21 protein-coding genes are annotated in these 18,231 nt (G+C 63.8%); 15 read left to right on the top strand and 6 right to left on the bottom strand.

All coding sequences use genetic code 11. From position 1 onward, the window contains the following. The 3 genes from AC0L27_RS39650 to AC0L27_RS39640 all read left to right on the top strand — a co-directional run. The coding region (locus tag AC0L27_RS39650) for a sensor histidine kinase (RefSeq protein WP_473323390.1) at positions 1-1,646 on the top strand (1,646 nt) is incomplete at its 5' end. Continuing rightward, positions 1,646-2,392 carry a Crp/Fnr family transcriptional regulator gene (locus tag AC0L27_RS39645; RefSeq protein WP_354209367.1) on the top strand — a complete coding sequence of 249 codons (747 nt, stop codon included), beginning with the start codon at positions 1,646-1,648 and terminating at the stop codon, positions 2,390-2,392. The genes AC0L27_RS39650 and AC0L27_RS39645, both read left to right, overlap by 1 nt. A gap of 116 nt (positions 2,393-2,508) precedes the next feature. Beyond that, positions 2,509-2,739, top strand: coding sequence for a hypothetical protein (locus tag AC0L27_RS39640; protein ID WP_354058811.1), 231 nt, complete (start codon positions 2,509-2,511; stop codon positions 2,737-2,739). Positions 2,740-2,787: 48 nt separating this feature from the next. Here AC0L27_RS39640 and AC0L27_RS39635 read toward each other — a convergent pair whose 3' ends face one another. Continuing rightward, entirely contained in the window at positions 2,788-3,003 is a 216-nt protein-coding gene (locus AC0L27_RS39635; RefSeq protein ID WP_354058812.1) for a hypothetical protein, read from the bottom strand. A 168-nt stretch (positions 3,004-3,171) separates the two neighbouring features. Here AC0L27_RS39635 and AC0L27_RS39630 point away from each other — a divergent pair, with 168 nt between their 5' ends. From AC0L27_RS39630 to AC0L27_RS39600, 7 genes are all read left to right on the top strand, one after another. Continuing rightward, positions 3,172-3,378: a hypothetical protein gene (locus tag AC0L27_RS39630; RefSeq protein WP_018455208.1), complete on the top strand. Its 207-nt coding sequence runs from the start codon at positions 3,172-3,174 to the stop codon at positions 3,376-3,378. Positions 3,379-3,380: 2 nt separating this feature from the next. Continuing rightward, a complete protein-coding gene (locus AC0L27_RS39625; RefSeq protein ID WP_275167985.1) occupies positions 3,381-3,581 on the top strand; it encodes a hypothetical protein in 201 nt (66 codons plus the stop codon). Between the two features lie 80 nt (positions 3,582-3,661). Further along, complete coding sequence (locus tag AC0L27_RS39620) at positions 3,662-4,738, top strand: flavodoxin family protein (protein ID WP_354209368.1); 1,077 nt, start codon at positions 3,662-3,664, stop codon at positions 4,736-4,738. Continuing rightward, the gene (locus AC0L27_RS39615; protein WP_354209369.1) at positions 4,735-5,640 is read left to right on the top strand and encodes an NAD(P)/FAD-dependent oxidoreductase; all 906 of its coding nucleotides are present in this window, start codon (positions 4,735-4,737) and stop codon (positions 5,638-5,640) included. The genes AC0L27_RS39620 and AC0L27_RS39615 overlap by 4 nt, the downstream gene beginning before the upstream one ends. Before the next feature lie 18 nt (positions 5,641-5,658). Continuing rightward, complete coding sequence (locus tag AC0L27_RS39610; protein WP_354254987.1) at positions 5,659-6,603, top strand: cation diffusion facilitator family transporter; 945 nt, start codon at positions 5,659-5,661, stop codon at positions 6,601-6,603. A gap of 101 nt (positions 6,604-6,704) precedes the next feature. Then, the gene (locus AC0L27_RS39605; RefSeq protein WP_275167981.1) at positions 6,705-7,034 is read left to right on the top strand and encodes a four-helix bundle copper-binding protein; all 330 of its coding nucleotides are present in this window, start codon (positions 6,705-6,707) and stop codon (positions 7,032-7,034) included. Between the two features lie 10 nt (positions 7,035-7,044). Next, positions 7,045-7,233: a hypothetical protein gene (locus AC0L27_RS39600; RefSeq protein WP_354209371.1), complete on the top strand. Its 189-nt coding sequence runs from the start codon at positions 7,045-7,047 to the stop codon at positions 7,231-7,233. A 22-nt stretch (positions 7,234-7,255) separates the two neighbouring features. Here AC0L27_RS39600 and AC0L27_RS39595 read toward each other — a convergent pair whose 3' ends face one another. Next, entirely contained in the window at positions 7,256-7,513 is a 258-nt protein-coding gene (locus tag AC0L27_RS39595; RefSeq protein WP_275167979.1) for a hypothetical protein, read from the bottom strand. A 283-nt stretch (positions 7,514-7,796) separates the two neighbouring features. On the opposite strand from AC0L27_RS39595, the gene AC0L27_RS39590 reads away from it, so the two are divergent. Beyond that, positions 7,797-8,171 carry a hypothetical protein gene (locus AC0L27_RS39590; RefSeq protein ID WP_275167978.1) on the top strand — a complete coding sequence of 125 codons (375 nt, stop codon included), beginning with the start codon at positions 7,797-7,799 and terminating at the stop codon, positions 8,169-8,171. Between the two features lie 3 nt (positions 8,172-8,174). On the opposite strand, the gene AC0L27_RS39585 is transcribed toward AC0L27_RS39590, so the two are convergent. Next, a complete protein-coding gene (locus tag AC0L27_RS39585) occupies positions 8,175-9,500 on the bottom strand; it encodes a polysaccharide deacetylase family protein (RefSeq protein ID WP_354254986.1) in 1,326 nt (441 codons plus the stop codon). A 190-nt stretch (positions 9,501-9,690) separates the two neighbouring features. Next, positions 9,691-10,464 carry a polysaccharide deacetylase family protein gene (locus AC0L27_RS39580; RefSeq protein ID WP_354254985.1) on the bottom strand — a complete coding sequence of 258 codons (774 nt, stop codon included), beginning with the start codon at positions 10,462-10,464 and terminating at the stop codon, positions 9,691-9,693. A 116-nt stretch (positions 10,465-10,580) separates the two neighbouring features. Here AC0L27_RS39580 and mgtE point away from each other — a divergent pair, with 116 nt between their 5' ends. The 4 genes from mgtE to AC0L27_RS39560 all read left to right on the top strand — a co-directional run bounded on the left by mgtE (position 10,581) and on the right by AC0L27_RS39560 (position 14,561). After that, positions 10,581-12,002, top strand: coding sequence for a magnesium transporter (mgtE, locus tag AC0L27_RS39575; RefSeq protein ID WP_354058817.1), 1,422 nt, complete (start codon positions 10,581-10,583; stop codon positions 12,000-12,002). Between the two features lie 162 nt (positions 12,003-12,164). Beyond that, entirely contained in the window at positions 12,165-12,512 is a 348-nt protein-coding gene (locus tag AC0L27_RS39570; RefSeq protein ID WP_275167974.1) for a helix-turn-helix domain-containing protein, read from the top strand. Positions 12,513-12,697: 185 nt separating this feature from the next. Next, a complete protein-coding gene (locus AC0L27_RS39565) occupies positions 12,698-13,516 on the top strand; it encodes an aldo/keto reductase (RefSeq protein WP_354209375.1) in 819 nt (272 codons plus the stop codon). 49 nt (positions 13,517-13,565) lie between these two features. After that, on the top strand, positions 13,566-14,561 hold the full coding sequence (locus AC0L27_RS39560) for a hypothetical protein (protein WP_354209376.1): 996 nt from the start codon (positions 13,566-13,568) through the stop codon (positions 14,559-14,561). Positions 14,562-15,173: 612 nt separating this feature from the next. On the opposite strand, the gene AC0L27_RS39555 is transcribed toward AC0L27_RS39560, so the two are convergent. Together AC0L27_RS39555 and AC0L27_RS39550 are read right to left on the bottom strand one after the other, a co-directional pair. After that, positions 15,174-16,226, bottom strand: coding sequence for an HlyD family secretion protein (locus tag AC0L27_RS39555; protein WP_473323382.1), 1,053 nt, complete (start codon positions 16,224-16,226; stop codon positions 15,174-15,176). After that, complete coding sequence (locus tag AC0L27_RS39550; RefSeq protein WP_354209378.1) at positions 16,223-17,488, bottom strand: glycosyltransferase family 2 protein; 1,266 nt, start codon at positions 17,486-17,488, stop codon at positions 16,223-16,225. Before AC0L27_RS39550 ends, AC0L27_RS39555 begins: the two co-directional genes overlap by 4 nt. Between the last annotated feature and the right edge of the window lie 743 nt (positions 17,489-18,231).

The following is an 18,231-nucleotide window of genomic DNA, read 5'->3' as shown; positions in this document are numbered from 1 at the left end:
CGCCGTTGCGCTCGTTCCGCCCCGACGTCGGGCTGGAGCGCCGCGCGCAACGGGTCGCGGAGCGCTACGCGCCCGCTTATGTCATCACTGACGGCAACTTTCAGGTCCTGCACTTCTCCGGGCGCACCGGCCGCTACATCGAGCCGACGGCAGGCGCCGCCACGCTCGATCTGCTTCAACTCGTCCACCGCGATCTCCGCCTGGACCTGCGTACGGTGCTCAGCCGCGCAGCGGAGACCAACGAGCCCGCCCATACCGAGCAGGTGCAGCTCGGCGCCAACGGCCATCGTGTTCTCGTCGACATCATGGTTGAGCCGATCCAGGATGGCGGCAGCGACCACCGCAATTTCGTCGTTCTGTTCAAGGATGGGCCGGTGCGCAACACCGATGCCGGCGAGAGCAGGCCCAGCGCGCTGGTGCAGACCGAGCATGTCGAACGTATCGAAGGCGAGCTGCGGGCGACGCGGGAGCGCCTTCAGGCAACCATCGAAGAGCTCGAAAGCACCAACGAGGAGCTGAAGTCCTCCAACGAGGAATACCAGTCGCTCAATGAAGAGCTTCAGTCGGCAAACGAGGAGCTCGAAACTTCACGCGAGGAATTGCAGTCAGTCAATGAGGAACTGACCACCGTGAACGGCGAGCTGGCCCACCGCGTCCAGGAATTGACGCGCGCCACCAGCGACCTCGAGAATTTCCTGGAGAGCACCCAAATCGCGACCGTGTTCCTCGATAACGATTTGCGCGTGATGAACTTCACGCCGGCGATCACGCAGGTTCTGCATCTCGTCGAGACCGACACGGGGCGTCCCATCGCGCACATCAAGGCGCGCATCCCGATCGAGGAGCTCTATGACGACATTCGCGGCGTGCTGCGGACGCTTGCCATCGCCGAGCGCGAGCTCAGGGATCCAGACAGCGGCACGCGCTACATCGTCCGCATCCTGCCTTATCGCAGCATCGACAATTTCATCGCCGGGGTTGTGATCACGTTCGTTGACGTCACCGCGATTACCCGCGCCGAGGAGCGGCAGCGCCTGCTGCTGGCCGAGCTCCAGCATCGGGTCCGCAACACGCTGGGCGTGGTGCGCTCGATCGCCCGTCGCACGGCCGATAGCAGTTCGACGGTCGAGGAGTTTGCTTCCCATCTCGATGGCCGGCTCAACGCATTCGCCCGAACCCAGGCGCTGGTGACCCGCGATCCCGAGGGCGGCGTAGACCTCGAATACCTCGCCGTCGAGGAGCTGCTGGCCTATAATGCCAGGGAAGGAGAGCAGGTACGTGTCAGCGGCCCCACCGTGCGTTTTCAGTCGAAGGCCGCGGAAACCTTTGCCCTTGCCATTCACGAACTCGCAACCAACGCGCTGAAATACGGCGCCTTGAGCCGGCCGACAGGTCGCATCGAGATTTCCTGGCGCCTCGAGCAGGGCACCAACCCGGCGGAGCTGGTGTTCGAGTGGCGGGAGCGCGGTGGGCCGCCGGTTGCGCCGCCGCCGCATAAAGGATTTGGGACCGAGCTTCTTGAGCGCACACTCGCGTTCGAGTTCAAGGGGCAGACCACGATGGCGTTCAATCCCAAGGGATTGGAATGCACGATCGCCATTCCTCTCAGCAAGCGGGCGTTCCATACACCGGCGGTGGCCAACTGATGCCCTTGTCGACGATAGATCGCAGCCAGGTGGACCCGGTCATTCGCCGGCTGAACGCGCTGAGAACCTTGTCGACGGAGGCCCGCACCTCGCTCGAATACGCAATGCTCGAGGGAATCCAGCGCGCAGGGGCGGGCGAGGATCTGATCTCGGAGGGCGATCCGGTCGACAGCATCCGCCTCGTGCTGTCGGGCTGGCTCTGCCGCTACAAGACGCTGGAGGACGGCCGGCGGCAGATCGTCAATTTTCTTTTTCCTGGCGAGAGTTGCGATGCGCACGCCTTCCTGCTGCCCGTGATGGATCATTCCATCGCGGCGATGACGCCGGTCGCCTACACCGAAATCAAGCGCGCGCGGTTCGAGAGTCTGGTGGCTGCCGATCGCTCGCTGGCGGAAGCGTTCTTGTGCGAGACTCTCGTCAACAGTGCCATCCAGCGCGAATGGGCTATCAATCTCGGCCGCCGGGTGGCCTTCGAGCGCGTGGCCCATTTGTTTTGCGAAATCATCGAGCGGCTACGTCCCGTCGGCATGGTCGAAGGCAATTCTTGCGTGATGCCGGTGACGCAAATGGATCTTGCGGACGCCACCGGCCTGTCGGTGGTCCATCTCAACCGCACGGTTCAGGAGTTGCGTGCCTCCGGCCTGATCGTGCTGCGCGATCGCACGCTGACCATCACCGATCTCGATGCGCTCAAGGACGCGGCGCTGTTCTCGCCAAGCTATTTGCAACTCTATCGACGCGGCTAAGCGTTTCTCTGGTGTTCCGGGAGACTTGATCCAGGTTAGCGTTCGCGAATGTTTTTTGAGCCGATGGCTGGTTTTGAGTAATTGACGTAACTTACGTAAAGGCGGTTTCGTCCCGAATGTCCTATCGTCGTTCCATGAACGACGTCCTGCTTGCCCGCGCTGAGCGCGCGATCGAAGCAAGCCGCGCCCTCCGGGCGCAGCGCAGAGCGGTCGCGGATCAGCTTGATGACGCCACGCGCGAGGTGCGCCGTGTGGTGATGGAAAGCGCGATGCTGCGCTCGGAGCTCAAGGCCCTCCGCGACAACCGGGAAGAGCAGGATCTCCGACACCGCGTGCCGCCGGAATAGGAGCCGACGACACCAAACGCGCAGCATGCGCCGGGATGGGCGCCCCACTCAACGCCGCTTCGCTGCTTTGGATCGCCTGTTGTAAGGCGAGCGGTTGGCGGGCTTCAGCGAAATGCCTTCGCGCTGCGCCTTGCTGCGAATGGCCGCGACCGGGCGCTGCAGCATTTCGGTTCCGGCGCAGTCGAAGCGGCGTGGGCGCGCGAAGGGAATGCGCGCATCCGTCGCTGCTCGGCCGTTTTGTTTCGCACCGGCAAAATCACGCACCGTTAACTTATTGAAATGCCGGAACCTGCGGTTGCGGCCGAAGCTGCCAACACTGCCGGGCTGGGCCGCCCCAACCGGCACGAAACTCTGGCCCCGGCGCCGACCTCCCGCCGGGGCCAATTCCTCCCATCCCAATTCCTTCCATCTGAAGGGCTTTGTGAAGGTACAATGACCGCGAAACGCAACCGCAGGAAACAGACCCAATCGCTCCAGGAGCGGTTGGCAGCATTTGCCCAAACCGCTCGCGAGCGCGCGCGCAGCCTGCCGCCCGGCAAGGAGCGCGACATGCTGCTTCAGCGCGCCAAGCAGAACGAGGTGACCTCGAACCTGACGGACTGGCTGAGCGAACCCGTGTACCCGAGACGGGGAGGATGACGATGCGGAGCATCAAGCACTACCGCGCGTTCCAGATCGATCCGGACGGGCATGTGTTTGGATGCATCAACCTGGTCTGCGACAATGATGAGCAGGCCAAGCGCGAGGCCGCCTCGCTCGTGCTGGTGCACCGCATCGAACTGTGGCGGCTGGACCAGCGCATTGCGCAATTCGATGTGCCGCCGGACGTTGTTCGCCAGTAGAGCCACGAGAGGAGAGCGAGGAGGAACCGCGCGCTGCGCCCCGGGTTGGTCGGACTGTACCGACCTTGCGAGGAGCCAGCATGACGGAAGCCGACGTTCGCAAGGGGATGCCGCCCGTCAAGCTCTCGCGCGAGGCCTTCGAGCACCGCTACAGGAGCCGGTTCGTCGATCCCGCCTTTGCACCGCTCCAGCGCGAGCTCGATGCCATCGTTGGTGCTGCCTGGGATGCCTACAGCAATTCACGCAAGGCCCCGCTGACGCGAAAGGCGGGCGCCGGATTCGCCGATCCCGATTACGGCATCGCCATCGACTGGCTCGATGCGCGTGCAAAGATCCTGGCGGCGCAGCGGCGCCATGACGATGCGGACGAGACGCCGCGCATCCTCATCATCAACGGCTCGGCGCGCAGCGAGCACACCTGTCCCGGCGAGATGTCCAAGACCTGGCGTCTGGTCGAGCTCGCCGAGCCGGTCTTTGCCGAGCTTGGGTTTGCCGTTGACATCCTCGATCTCTCGCGCCTGGCTTCGGAGTTCGGCAAGACGATCCATCCCTGCAAATCCTGCGTCGGAACCGCGATGCCGCTCTGCCACTGGCCGTGCAGCTGTTATCCGAACTATTCGCTGGGGCAGACCGACGACTGGATGAACGATATCTATCCGCTGTGGGTCGCGGCCCACGGCATCCTGATCGTGACGCCGGTGAATTGGTATCACGTGCCCGCCGGACTCAAGTCGATGATGGATCGCATGGTCTGCGCCGACGGCGGCAATCCCGATCCGACCTCGACCCATGGCAAGAAGGCTGCCGAGGCGAAGGCGCTGGAGCTGAAGGGCTGGTCTTATCCGCGCCATCTCGCCGGCCGTCATTTCGGCCTTGTCGTTCACGGCGATGCGGTCGGTGCCGAGGGCGTGCGCCGGGCCCTGTCGGATTGGTTGACCGACATGCAGCTGATCTCGGCGGGCCGCTTCGCCGAACTCGATGGCTATGTCGGCTACATGGAGCCCTACGCCACCTCGCACCGCGACCTCGATGACGACAGGGTATTCCAGACAGAGGTGCAGAACGCCGCGCGCGCGCTGGGCAATGCAGTCAGGCTGGCCCGGAGCGGAAAGCTTCGCGAGCCCGGTGCGGGCCTGTCCGATCCAAATCCCAAATGACGGCGGATGATGAACCCCATGATTGCCTGATCGTCGGCGGCGGCCCCGCCGGGCTGATGGCTGCGATCTACCTCGCGCGGTTTCGGCGCCGCGTCTGTGTCGTGGACGCAGGCGCGAGCCGGGCGGCGCTGATCCCGCGCAGTCACAATGTGCCGGGCTTCGTCCACGGCCTGTCCGGTACCGACCTGCTTGCGCGCATGTCCGCGCAACTCGGCGAACTCGCGGTCACGCGGGTGGCCGCCGAAGTCACCGCCTTGCGGCGACACGAGCGAGGGTTTCTGGCAATCTGGAACGGCGGCGCGCATACCGCCGCCACCGTCATCCTTGCCTGCGGCATCGTCGATACCCATCCGCCATTCGACGAATGGCGCGAGGCAGTCGCGGACGGGCTGTTGCGCTACTGTCCCATCTGCGACGCCTTCGAGGCGATCGGCCGTCGCATCGGCATCGTCGGTCCGCTTCACCGTGCCGCCGGCAAGGCGCTGTTCATGCGCGGCTACTCGCGCGACGTGACGCTGCTCGCAACAGGCGAGGAGGACCGGAAGGCCGCGGCACCGGAGCTGATTGAAGCGGGTGTCGAGATCGTCGTCGCGCCCGGGCTGCGCCTGAGGCGGGGAGACGACGGCGTTGAAGCCGTTTTCGCCGATGGCCGGACGGCGCAATTCGAGATGGTCTACCCGGTGATGGGTGCGGAAGTGCGCTCGCATCTCGCGATGACGCTTGGGGCCGAACACACCGCAGACGGCCATCTGAAAGTCGACGACCATCAGCGCAGCTCGGTCGACGGGCTCTACGGCATCGGCGACATCGTCACCGACCTGCACCAGATCTCGGTCGCGTTCGGCCACGCCGCGCTCGCCGCCTGCACGATCCACAACAGCCTGCCGCGGCGGCTGGCATGAGGAACGGGGTATCGGACATTGGTAACAGAATCATCCTCGAAGACCGCGGTCTATGCGGCGCTCTTCGGCAATGTCCTGGTCGCGGTCACGAAGATCGGCGCCGCTGCGTGGACGGGAAGTTCGGCCATGACGAGCGAAGCGGTGCATTCGCTCGTCGACACGACCGACGAGATCCTGCTGCTCTACGGCTACCGGCGCGCGAGCCGTTCGCCCGACGAATCCCATCCGCTCGGCTACGGGCGCGAGCTGTATTTCTGGAGCTTCATCGTTGCGCTGCTGATCTTCGCGCTGGGCGCCGGTGTCTCGCTGTATCAGGGCATTCTGCATGTCGCCGCACCCGAGCCGATCGAAAGTCCGATCGTCAGCTTCGTGGTGCTCGGGCTGTCATTCCTGTTTGAAGGCGGCTCCTGGCTGGTTGCCCTGCGGCGCTTCAGCTCCGACGGCCAGCGGTTCGGATATTATCAGGCTTTCGTTCGCAGCAAGGATCCTCCGGCATTCATGGTGCTGCTCGAGGACAGCGCGGCGCTGGTCGGCATCGCCATTGCCGCGGCGGCCACTGCGGCCGCCGTATGGCTGAGCCAGCCGGTCTGGGATGGGATCGGTTCGATCCTGATCGGGATATTGCTGGCGATCGTGTCGATCGGTCTCGCGCGCGAGAGCAAGAGCCTGCTGATCGGCGAGCCCGCCGATCCGGAGCTTGCGCGATCGATCCTCGACATCGCAAGGCGCTCGCCCGGCGTGCTCAGGGCCAACGGCCTTCTGACGGTGCAGCTGTCGCCGGTCGAGGTCGTTGCGGCCCTCAGCATCGAATTTGCGGATGACAAGCGCGCCGACGACATCGAGCGATGTGTCATTTCGATCGAGACGGAGATACGCAAACGCCATCCAAGCGTGGCGGCGCTATTCATCAAGCCGCAGACCGATGCCCGCTACCGCGCGGTGCGCGCGAGGCGTTACGGCTAGCTTTGCGAGGTTCCCTGGACGTCACAATCGGCACGACGGCAGGAACGATCACAACATCCCCTTGGTTGACCCGTGCAGGGGACGAGCATTGGAGAAAACGGATGGCTCAATCCGAAGACATGACGCGCTGCATCGCGCTCTGCATGAGCTGCTACCAGACCTGCCTCGGCACGGCGATGAACCATTGCCTCGAGACGGGCGGCAAGCACGTCGAGCCCAAGCATTTCCGCTTGATGATGGCGTGCGCCGAAATGTGCCGGACGGCGGCGCATTTCATGCTGATCAACACGCCGCATCACCGGCATACCTGCGGCGAATGCGCCGAAATCTGCAGCGAATGCGCCGAGGATTGCGAGCGGATCGGCGGCATGGACGAGTGCGTCGCCATGTGCCGCTCCTGCGCACAATCCTGCCGTGCGATGGCGGCCTGAGGACAAGCCCATGCTGGAAGAGAAACTCACGGACGCCATCGTCGAGGAGCTGAAGCGGCAGGCGGCCAACCGGCCGCAATTGCTGAAGGTCGAACGCGCGGACGATGCGAAAGCCTCGCAGGAGCTGATCGTCAACGGCAAGATCGACTTGGCCGCGCTGGTCATGGTGATCGCCGGATCGGTCGCCGGCGGACCTTGAGTCCGGCCGGTCACCGGCGCCCTCAGCCATATTCCTCGCCAATGCCGTATTCCCGGTAGATCTCCAGTGGATCGAGGTCGGGAAACAGCCGGCATTTGGCCTGGGCGAGGTGCAGGCTCACCGCCGCCGGCTCCTTGCCGTTCGAGAGCATCTTGCGGATGTCGTCCATATGCGCGTTCGGCTGGTGCTTGGTGTCGAGCTGCTCCAGCGCGACCAGCGCAGTCGCCAGCGCCTCGGTCAGAACCCAGTCGTCGTGGCCGGTAATTCCCTTCTTCGGCATCGGCAGACCCCACAGTGGTAACCCAGTCTATCGGGACTTCCGCCAAATCTCCAAGGAGCCGTTGCACTCAGCAGGCGCGGAAGGGACCGGCGGCCCTGCTCCGGCTTGCATTATGGCCGGGCGTGGCTAAAAGGCGGCATTGCCGGGGCAATAGTATCTTTGTCGAAACAAAATTGGCGTAGACCGGCCTGCAGTGCATTCAGGCCGGCTGTTCCGGTCTGGCCCCTGATCCCCGCATTCGCAACACGGTCCGGTTGCACCACCCTTTAAGGCTTGAGCCCGCATGGTCTTTCTAAGCTTCGTCTATCGCTTCGTGACCAATTTCGCATTCATGGCGATGGTCTATTTCAGCCTGAATTTCATGGAGAAGTACCAGAACCGGGCGATCATCGCGATCCTCGTGCTGATCTATAGCGGCATGCGCGCAGCCTCGACGCTGCGGGCGTTTTACTTCTACCAGAAGATCGAGCGGCTGGAGGCCGAGACGAAGCGGCTACAAGGCCCGATCAATGACGGCGCGGGCGGAACGAACACGCGCAGGCAGGTCGTGGTCGACGTCGCGCGGCTGCGGCGCGACGGCGAGGTCAAGTCCTATATGGACCTGTTCTTCCTGGCGTTGATCGTGTTGCTCTGCGTCGCCAACATCATGCGACAGTAGGCTCTACTGCGCGCGCTTCTTCAGGCTCGCCACACGGGTCGGGCGCGGCGCGGTGCTCTTGGGCGCGGCGCTCTTAGGGGCAGTGCTCTTGGGGCCAGTGCTCTTGGGGGCAGTGCCCTCGGCCTCTGCGGCATGCTTCGGTGTGCCATGAACAGCATGTGCGGTGCGGGCAGCGCGCGGCTTGCCGGCTTTGCCCTTGGCCGCACGGGGCGTCTCGGCCGCCATGGCCAGGCGCGTCGCGGCGCGCCGCAACAAGGTCGTCGACAGCAGCACCTCGACCGAGCCCTCGGGGATCGCAAAGAGATCGCGGCCGGGCACGGGCAGGGTGGCCGCGACGTTGGCGAGCGCCATGGTCTTGCGCGGCAGCAGCGGCTGATGCGCGGTCTGCGCGTTGAGGTCGGCCAGCGAGGGCACCGGAAGGGTCTTGGTCTGCGCGAACACGAAGTTCGGCACGGCCGGCCAGCGCGCGATCGGTGTGGTCTCGGTCGGCGGATGCAGCAGCCATTCCACCGGCGTTGTCGGCGTCGCCGGCTGCTCGGCGGTCGCGGGCACCACGTGCACGATGCGATAGCCGCGCGCCTTGAGGTCACGGATGATCTTCGGCAGCGCCGCCACCGTGCGGGCCTGGATATCGTGCAGCAGCAGGATGCCTTTGCCCTTGGCCTCGAGCCGCTGGATCGCGAGCTGATAGACGCGATCGGACGACACATGGCGCCAGTCGTCGGCCGGGAAATCGGCGCTCCAGACCTGGATGCCGCGCGAGATCAGAAGGTTCTCGACACCTTCGGCGCGCATCAGGCCGGGAATGCGGAAGAACGGCGCCAGCTTGGACGGATCGGTCATCGCGGCCGATGTCCACTCGATGCCGCCATTGATTTGCGCCTCGGCCTTGTCGAGCGGCATCCGGTCCATTGTGAGCGGATGGTTCATGCTGTGCGTGCCGACGGTGTGGCCCGCCGCGACCAGCTTGCGCACGCCTTCCGGATTCGCCTTGGCCTGCTCGCCGATGATGAAGAAGGTCGCCTTGATGCACTCGTCGGCGAGGATCTGCAGCACCTGGTTGGAATATTTCGGCAACGGGCCGTCGTCGAAGGTCAGGACGACTTCATGGTCCTTCAGCGGCAGCGTCTCGCGGTATTGCATGGTGCCGATGAGGGGATGCGCGTGCGGATCGACCACGAGCGTGCGGGAGGTCCCGAGCGCGTCCGGATGGCCGGGGCAGTCGGCCGCAATGGCCGCCGGCGAGCCGATGGTCAGGACACCAAGAAATCCGCCAAAGCAAAGGACGATCCACGATCGCGTCCGAGCAACAACGCTACTTCCGATCATGAACCCCGTCTGCCCTCTTGCGCGATTGCCGCCATAGTAGGTCGGAGACATCGGCAAACGGTTCAGGCGCAAGAACCCCGACCCCGAACCGTGCCGCGACAAGTCCCCTTGATACTTGCATGGCGTAGCATGAACAGACTGTTAATAGGGCCCAAATCACCCCATTTTGCGCCGGCGTGACATTCCGGCATCAATGTGCGTCGGCACTCTTCTGTGATGTGCCCGCCGGCACGACGTGAACCACCCGATAGCCGTTCTCCCTCAGATACCGCAGGAAGGCCGGCATGATCGCAGCCGTGCGCGCCTTGGGATCGTGGAAGAGGATGATACCCTTGCCGGCGGCGGCGAGGCGCTCGGTGACGAGCTTCAATTCCTGCTCCGGCGTCATCTCGTTCCAGTCGCTGGCCCACAGGTCAGCCCCGAACACGACGATGCCGCGGGACTGCAGCAGGTCGAGCTGGGCTTGGGTGGCTTCGAAATAGGGAAACCGGAAGAACGGCGTCGAGGCTGTCGTCGTCGGCGTGCCGTGCAGCGCCATCTCGTCGGCGGCGATGCCGCGGTCGATCTCGCTCTTCGCCTTGTCGAGGGGGATCCGCGCCATGAACGGATGCGAGAAGGTGTGGTGGCCGATGCTGTGGCCCTCGCGGGCGATGCGCTTGACCATGTCGGGGTGTTCGGTGGCGTGCAGGCCGATCAGGAAGAAGGTCGCGCGCACGCATTCCTGCGCCAGCGCCGCCAATACCTTCGACGTCGTCGGCGGATGCGGTCCGTCGTCGAAGGTCAGCACGACCTCGTGGTCGGCGAGTGGCAACGTCTGCGGAAAACTCTTCAGGCCCACGCGCGGCGTGGTCTTGGCGTCGACGCTCAGAATGCGGGAGGTGCCGAGCGCGTCCTTGCGCGGGCACTCGGCGGCTTCAGTCGAGGCGATGCCGGTGACGGCGGCGAGGGCTGCGCCTGCCGCCATCGAGGCCCACCTCGGTCGAAGCATCTTTGTCATTGCGCTCAGAGTTGCCTTGTGGGTATTGCCTGAACCATCAGCTCAGACCACTCGTTCCAACCTGTCGAACGGCGAGGCGCGCCATGGATGAACATCTGGACGGTGCCGCGTCTGCCGCGGAATCGGTACTCGACCACGTGCCGATGCGCAATGAAGACGGCGAGATTCGTCACGAATTCGTCGCGGAAATTGCCCATGCGATCGAGGCCGGCGACAGCGCTGCGCTACGCGCCTGCGTTGCCGAGCTGCACGAGGCCGATCTCGGCGATCTCATCGGGGCTCTCGAGCCTGACGATCGGGTCCGCCTGGTCGAACTGACGGGGCGCGATTTCGACTTCTCCGCGCTAAACGAGCTCGACGAGGGCGTGCGCGAGGAGATCCTCGAGGAACTGCCGCCGCAGACAGTCGCCGAAGGTGTGCTCGAACTCGAATCCGATGATGCGGTCGAGCTGCTGGAAACGCTCGATCAGGCCGATCAGGAGGAGATCCTCGAGAAGCTGCCGCTCAAGGAGCGCGTCGTGCTCGAGCGCAGCCTGCTTTATCCGGAAAATTCTGCCGGCCGCCGGATGCAGACCGAGTTCATCGCGGTGCCGCAGGATTTCACCGTGGGACAGGCGATCGACTACATGCGCGAGACGCCGGATCTGCCCGACCGCTTCTACGAGATCTACGTCGTCGACAAGGAGCAGCACTGGCAGGGCGCGGTCTCGCTCGACGTGCTGCTGCGTGCCCGCCGCCCGGTGGCGCTTGCCGAGCTGACCGACGAGGATCGCCGCCGCGTCTCCGTCCTGGAGGACCAGGAGGAGGTGGCGCGCATGTTCGGCAAGTACAATCTCGTCGCAGCCCCGGTGCTCGACACCCAGGACCGGCTCGTCGGCGTCATCACCGTCGACGACGTCGTCGACGTCATCGAGGAAGAGGCGGACGAGGACCTCAAGGCACTCGGCGGCGTCAACAGCGACGAAGAGCTCTCCGACACCGTGTTCACCATTGCGCGCGCGCGGTTTAACTGGCTGCTGGTCAATCTCGCCACCGCATTTCTGGCGTCCTCCGTGCTTGGCCTGTTCGAGGGCCAGCTCGAGAAGATGGTGGCGCTTGCCGTGCTGGCGCCGATCGTCGCAAGCCAGGGCGGCAATGCCGCGACCCAGACCATGACGGTCGCGGTGCGGGCGCTGGCGACGCGCGAGCTCGGCTCCTCCAATGCCTGGCGCGTGGTGATGCGCGAGGGCCTGGTCGGCCTCGTCAACGGTCTCGCCTTTGCCGTGATCACGGGCGTGGCCGCGGTGGCCTGGTTCAGGATCCCGGGCCTCGGCGTCGTCATCGGGCTCGCCATCATCGTGAACCTCTTCGCCGGCGCGCTCGGCGGCATCCTGATCCCGATGGCGCTCGAACGTGTCAGGGCCGATCCGGCCGTGGCCTCCGGCACGTTCGTGACAACGGTCACCGACGTCGTCGGCTTCTTCTCCTTCCTCGGCATCGCGACATTGTGGTTCGGGTTGAGGTAGGAGCTGTTGAAATTCGTAGCCCGGATGGAGCGAAGCGTAATCCGGTGCCGCTGCGTCGGCTCGAGAGACGCCCCGGATTGCGCTGCGCTCCATCCGGGCTACTGGCCATCATCTTTAATCCGAACTTAAGCGGCCTGCCGCATCATCGCCTTGCTTGGGGGAATGAGCATGCGTGTGCGGCTGAAGGCGGACGGACGGATCGTCGAGTTGCGGGACGGGCAGGAGTTTCCTGTCCAGCCGCTTCCGATCCAGCCCTTTCCAATCCAGCCCTTGCCAATCCAGCCTGCGGCCAGCGCAGCGCCGGCCGAAGCCAGCTCGCTCGCCGTGCGCGATTTGCGCCGACGCGCCTGCCTGACCCAGATGGAGTTCGCGGCCAAACTCGGCGTTCCCGTCGAGACCATCCGCAACTGGGAGCAGGGCAAGCGCGCCCCGCGGGGACCCGCCCGCGCGCTGCTCGCCGTGATCGCGCATGCCCCCGACACCGTGTTCCAGGCGCTCGCCAAAGCCTGAGCTCAAAACCTGACGTCAAGGCCTGACGTCAAGGCTTGGCGTCAAGATCTGGCGCGAACCTCCCGTTAGCATTGCGCGCAAGATCCGGCTCGGCGGCCGGCGTCGTCCGTTGGCAGTGTCGCCAGCCGGGTTCATAATGACGCCTGGACGATGATTTGGGGCGACCGCGACAGAGAGGATTCCTCATGCTGTTCGTCGAGACCAATGGCGCAAGAATACCGGCGATCGGGCTCGGAACCTGGGAGCTGAGCGGGCGCATGTGCGCACGTGTGGTCGAGCAGGCGCTACGGCTCGGCTATCGCCACATCGATACCGCACAGGTCTACGAGAATGAGCGCGAGGTCGGCGACGGCTTGCGTGCCTCCGGCGTGCGCCGCGACGACATCTTCCTGACGACAAAAGTCTGGACCAACCATTTTGCGCCCCATGATCTCGAGCGCTCGGTCAAGGAGAGTCTGGCGCGCATGCGGCTTCCCTCGGTCGATCTCCTGCTGCTGCACTGGCCCAATTCGCACGTGCCGCTGGAGGAGACGCTGGGCGCACTGTCGCATGCCAAGCGCATGGGCCTGACCCGCCACATCGGCGTCTCCAATTTCACCGTCGCGCTGATCGAGCAGGCGGTGGCGTTGTCACCGGAGCCGCTGGCCTGCAATCAGGTCGAATACCATCCTTATCTGGACCAGGCGAAGGTGAGGGCGGCCTGCGATCAGCACCGGCTCGCGCTGGTCGCCTACAGCCCGATCGCCAAGGGGCGGATCAAGACCGACCAGACGCTCGCCGAGATCGGGCGTCTTCATCGCAAGACGCCGGCGCAGGTCTGCCTGCGTTGGCTGGTGCAACAGAATGTCGCTGCGATCCCGCGCACCTCGCGCGTCGAACGCCTGTCGGAAAACATCGAGATCTTCGATTTCGAGCTTTCGGACGACGAGATGGCCCAAATCGCCGCGCTGGCCAGTCCCAGGGGCCGCCTGACCGATTTCGGCTTCGCGCCAAAATGGGATTGAGAGGGGGCTGCCGTATGCTAGGACCAGCTTGGCAACCTGAAGTCAGGCGATGGAACTGCGGAAGATCATACGGACGGACATTGCAGCGTCGGCGATCGCCCATCTGACGCTGGTCGCGCTGATCATCGTGATCAGCAAAGTCCATCCTTTTCACGCCAGCCCGCCCGAATCGGTTTCCGTCAGCATCGTGACGCCGGAGCAGGTGAAGCAGGAGGAGGCCAAGGCCGAGGAGAAGGCCGAGGAAAAACTCAAGAAGCCGCCGGAGCCGACCCCTGACCTGAAACTGCCGAAGTTGGATTTCACCGACAAGGACAAGGCGGCGGCCGCGCCGAAGCCCGAGGCGAAGCAGCAGGCCGCGGCACCGTCCTCGAAGCAGCAGGCCTCGCCTGAACAGCCGCAGCAGAAACAGCCGCAGCCACAGCCTTCACAGACGTCGCAGCAGCAGCGCGAGGCAAATGCGCAGACGCAATCGCAGCCTCAACAGCCACAGCCTCAGCCATCGCAGTCGCCGCCGCCTCAGGCGACGCCGCAGCCCCCGACACCGCAGCCCCCGGCGCCACAGCTCTTGCCACAAGCGATGCAGCAGCCAGCCGCGCCGCCCCCGGCCTATCAGGCGCCGGAGCCCGACGTCACTGTCAAGTACGGCGTCATGCTGGGCCTGCCGCCGGAATTGCCGGCGGAGCTGCCGAAGGACGCCCCCAAGGACGATGGCGGCGATGCCAAGGATTCAATCGCGGCCAAGTTGCCGGCCGAAGTGATCGCCGAGCTGCGTCGTCACTTGCGTAGCTGCGCCAAACTGCCGGCCGGGGTTGCGCCGACCGACAACGTCAACATCAAGCTGCGCACGGTGCTCGCGACCGACGGCACGCTGGCGCGGGAGCCGATCCTGATCGAAGCCCCGCCGTCGGCAAAGGGCGTTGCGCTCGTGAAGTCGGCCATGAGCGCGCTTCAGGCCTGTCAGCCCTACAAGATGCTGCCGGCCGATAAATACGGGGAATGGAAGGTGATGGACCTGCCGTTCACACCACGGGATTTCGGCGGCTAGCACGTAGTCATCTAGCCCGGATGGAGCGCAGCGCAATCGGGGCCGCTCGCGTTGCGTCTGGCACCTTCCCGGATTGCGCCGCTGCGCTCTATCCGGGCTACACGACCGCCTCTGTGTCCCCTCTGTCAATCCGCTCGCGCCAATATATTCCGCTTTGTGCTTGAAGCGAGACCACCCAGGTCGGTCGCGGCGACGGGCACGTCAAGTTGTCAGACCTGATCGGAATGGCCTCCTAGCGTACGGGCCCCACTTGCTGCTCAGCGCATAGAATGACCGGGCGTCCAACTTTGCGTCTGGCGACGGACAAGCCGAGATCGCCGCTAATCCTTACAAGCCAGCCGGAGCACACGCTGGGGACACCACCATCTCAACCCAACACCTTGTGCACCGCGCGCTAGTGCCCACGATCTCGCAAGCTGGGTCAGCCGATACAATGTCGCGGCAGCACTTCGGGCACGTATATCCCGCGATGCTTGGTGCGAAGTCATACTCCGGACCAACGTAGGCGCAGATCATGTGGTGGAATACCGGAAACGAGATCAGAGCGGATGAGCCGCAAGCCGGGCAATTCGTTTGAGTCCCTTCGATCTGCATGCTGCACCTCGCTCCCTCTCACAGCTCGTCGAGCCCGAATAGTCCCACCAGCATGGAAGCGATCCGCGCGCTGAGTTGTGTGTAGTGCATGTGAACGTCGACGGCCGAGTTCAGCGCCGGGGGATGTGCGCCTGGGCTGAACCGAATTCGCGCGATTTGCAAGGCGGTACGCTCGCGCGCCGCCGATGAGCCCGCTGCGGGGTACACGTCGGACACAGGCAAAATTTCCGCGATTTTGCCCAGAATTCGTCGGTTGCCGAACAGCACAAAGACTTCGTTGCCGACTTTTGGATCGGACAGGCGTTCGTTGGGAACGTACCAATCGACGAAGACATCCGTGGGGTCGAGAATTTCTGCAATCGGAGTGCCCGCCACCAGTGACTGGCCGGCACGCGCAGGATTGTTCGCGACGATGCCAGCTATGGGCGCAAAGACTCTCCCATCGGCAAATCTGCTTTCAACTTTTTCGAGGCGGTCACCGAGTTGCCGGCTGAATTCGTCGAGAGCAGCCAATTGAGTGCTGGCTTCGGCGGCTTCCGCCTCCTGCGAGACCACGGCTTTGTTCGCCAGGGCGCGCTCCCGGGACATGTCTATGCGGTAATTCAGGCTCGCAGCCGATGAGGTTGCGATAAGCTCGACAGCTTCCTCAGCAAGGCGCAAATGTGAGCGCGTCGCGTCGAGAGATTCGCGCGCAACCCGGGCTTTGACACGCAGTTCCGCCTTGCGGCCAGCGATGTCCGCGAGCGAGCGCATATAAGTCGCGACGATTTCATCGTGCTGCGGAGACCGAACCCTTCCGATTTCTTCGCCGGCCCTGACCGATGCCCCTCTCAGCACGGTGATGCTGTTAATCTGCACGATGTAAGGCAGTGAAACCAAATATCTCGGCGAGGACACGCTACCTGGGCCGCCGAGATAGAGGAGTGGCCTCCCGAAATAGACGACAAAGAATGCGAGTATGCCGAATACGATTGTCGCATAGGCGGCGCGGACGGCCCGTCCGGCCGCACGCCGACGGCTCTCGATAGGATCGGGAATATGCGGATCGAGTCGCGTCAGGGTGACTGTCATTTGGCCACCTCTTCTGTCCGATCTCCGAATAATGCACGGCGAACGCGCGGCGGTACGAAATCATCGTTCCGCGACGAGGCAAAGATAATTTCTGAAGAATAGGAAAAGAACCGCGCGCACTTCAGATAGACGCCTTGGTAAAGCGGAAAGATCAGCGCCATCTTCCAGCCGAAGGTTCCGACGGATCGATGGAATAGGGCGAACACAAGTGCCATATTGAACACCGAGATCCAGAGCAACAATAGGTAGATCGCCGACAGAAACAACACGGCATTCGAGCCGAACAGCAGCACGATGTAGGCCAAGTAGAATGGCAGGCTGAGCGTCGGAACGAGATCGAAGACGATGAAGTCCAGCCGTTGGATTGTGTCCGGTAAACGCTCTAGCGGGTGGCGAAAACTCAGCTCGCCATACATCATGAAACGGATGCGCAGAGCATCGCGATCCCAGCGCGCCCGCTGGCGCAACAGACTTATGCCGCTTGCGGGGCCGGCTGTTTCCGCCCAGGCGTCCGACACGAAGCGAATGACATAGCCGAGCCTGCGGAGCCGCAAGGTGTACTCCATATCCTCTCCCGGGCCGACGTCGAGCCCGCCCTGCTGCGCGAAAATATCCCGGCGATACATGGAACAGGCGCCGGACAGACACGCGATCGCATCCACCACGTCGAGGATCGACCGCCCCGCGGTGATCGACATCAGGTATTCGACGCTTTGAAGTCCTGTCCATATCGAGTCGCGCTCGTTGCTGACCGCGATGCTGCAACTTGCGCCGGCGACGAGCGGATCGCCGAACGCAGCAGCGAGGCGCTCAACCGCGTTCGGTTCGAAGACAGTGTCGGCATCCACGGTCAAAAGCAGAGCGCCGCGGGCGAACCGTGCTGCAGCGTTGATGGCAGCGCTGCGGCCGCAGCGGGTCCCATGGCAGATGACCATGTCAACCAGGCCCTGCGCTCTCGCCCGCTCCGCTACCGCGCGTGTTTCGTCGGTGGAGCCGTCGTCGACGACGATGATTTCGACAGGTCGCAGGGTTTGCCGGCGCAGCGAGCTGATCGAAGGACCAAGCCCGGAGCCGCCGTTGAATGTCGGGATAATCACGCTTACTGTCGCCTGGCAAACCGTCGCGCTGGCGCTTCGCCGCTTCGAGCTGAACAGAGCAAGAGACACCAGCGATAAGGTGTAGCGGGGGATGTCGAATATCAGCAGCGAGAAGGCGAGTAGAAATAAACTCGTTCCGGCGAGCACTTCCACCATTTCGGACATGCCGCCACCTCCACTACGACAGGACGATTCCGAGCATCCGACCAAACCAAGCGAAGGCAATTATCAGACGAGAAAATGAAGACCATCGCGTTGATGGTCGAGTGGTAAATTGCGTAAACATTTGCTTTTTGTGTTTGCGCTATTCACCTGCAGCGTCGGCTTCGTCAGTTGACGATGACCGGCTCTCGAAGACTGATTGTTGGCGTGCCGGCATCAGCGTTGCAGTTGGAGTTGTTCCCGCGTCGATAAATCCCACAAGGTGACCGGTCCGTCCAACCTTTCAGGCGCAAGACGGCCTCAGTCTGGAAAGACTGAGGCCGGTGGGGGCGTCGATGTACCGTTGGGGTCGGTACTCTAGAATTCTAATCGCGACGCACCAATTTGCGTATTGTCCTTGAGGACAACCAATCAGCACGTCGTCCCTCTCACACATCTGCGAACCGCCCGACGGGTATGCCGGACGGTCGTCCGTGCCACGCACACGCCGTTGATACGTGTCCTGCCGACGCCGCAGGCAGCAGCGACTTCCGTAATCAGGCTTTCGGGCTGTGCAATCGGGGCAGGTGTCATCGCCTGAGCCGATACTGCGAAGAAGAAGGCGAACGTGGCAATTCCGAGCGACTTGATCATATCGAGCTCCCTGGAAGCGCCCAACCGCCCGGCCGGCGCGGCGAAGCGATGGACGCGACTCTCTCAAACTGATGCCCGCTCCTGTCAGAGAATTGAGATAGATCAAAGCGGCT

This window comes from Bradyrhizobium sp. Ken51 (assembly GCF_055807435.1).
Note: the sequence above shows the minus strand (reverse complement) of the source record. Positions and strands in the feature narration are given on the sequence as shown.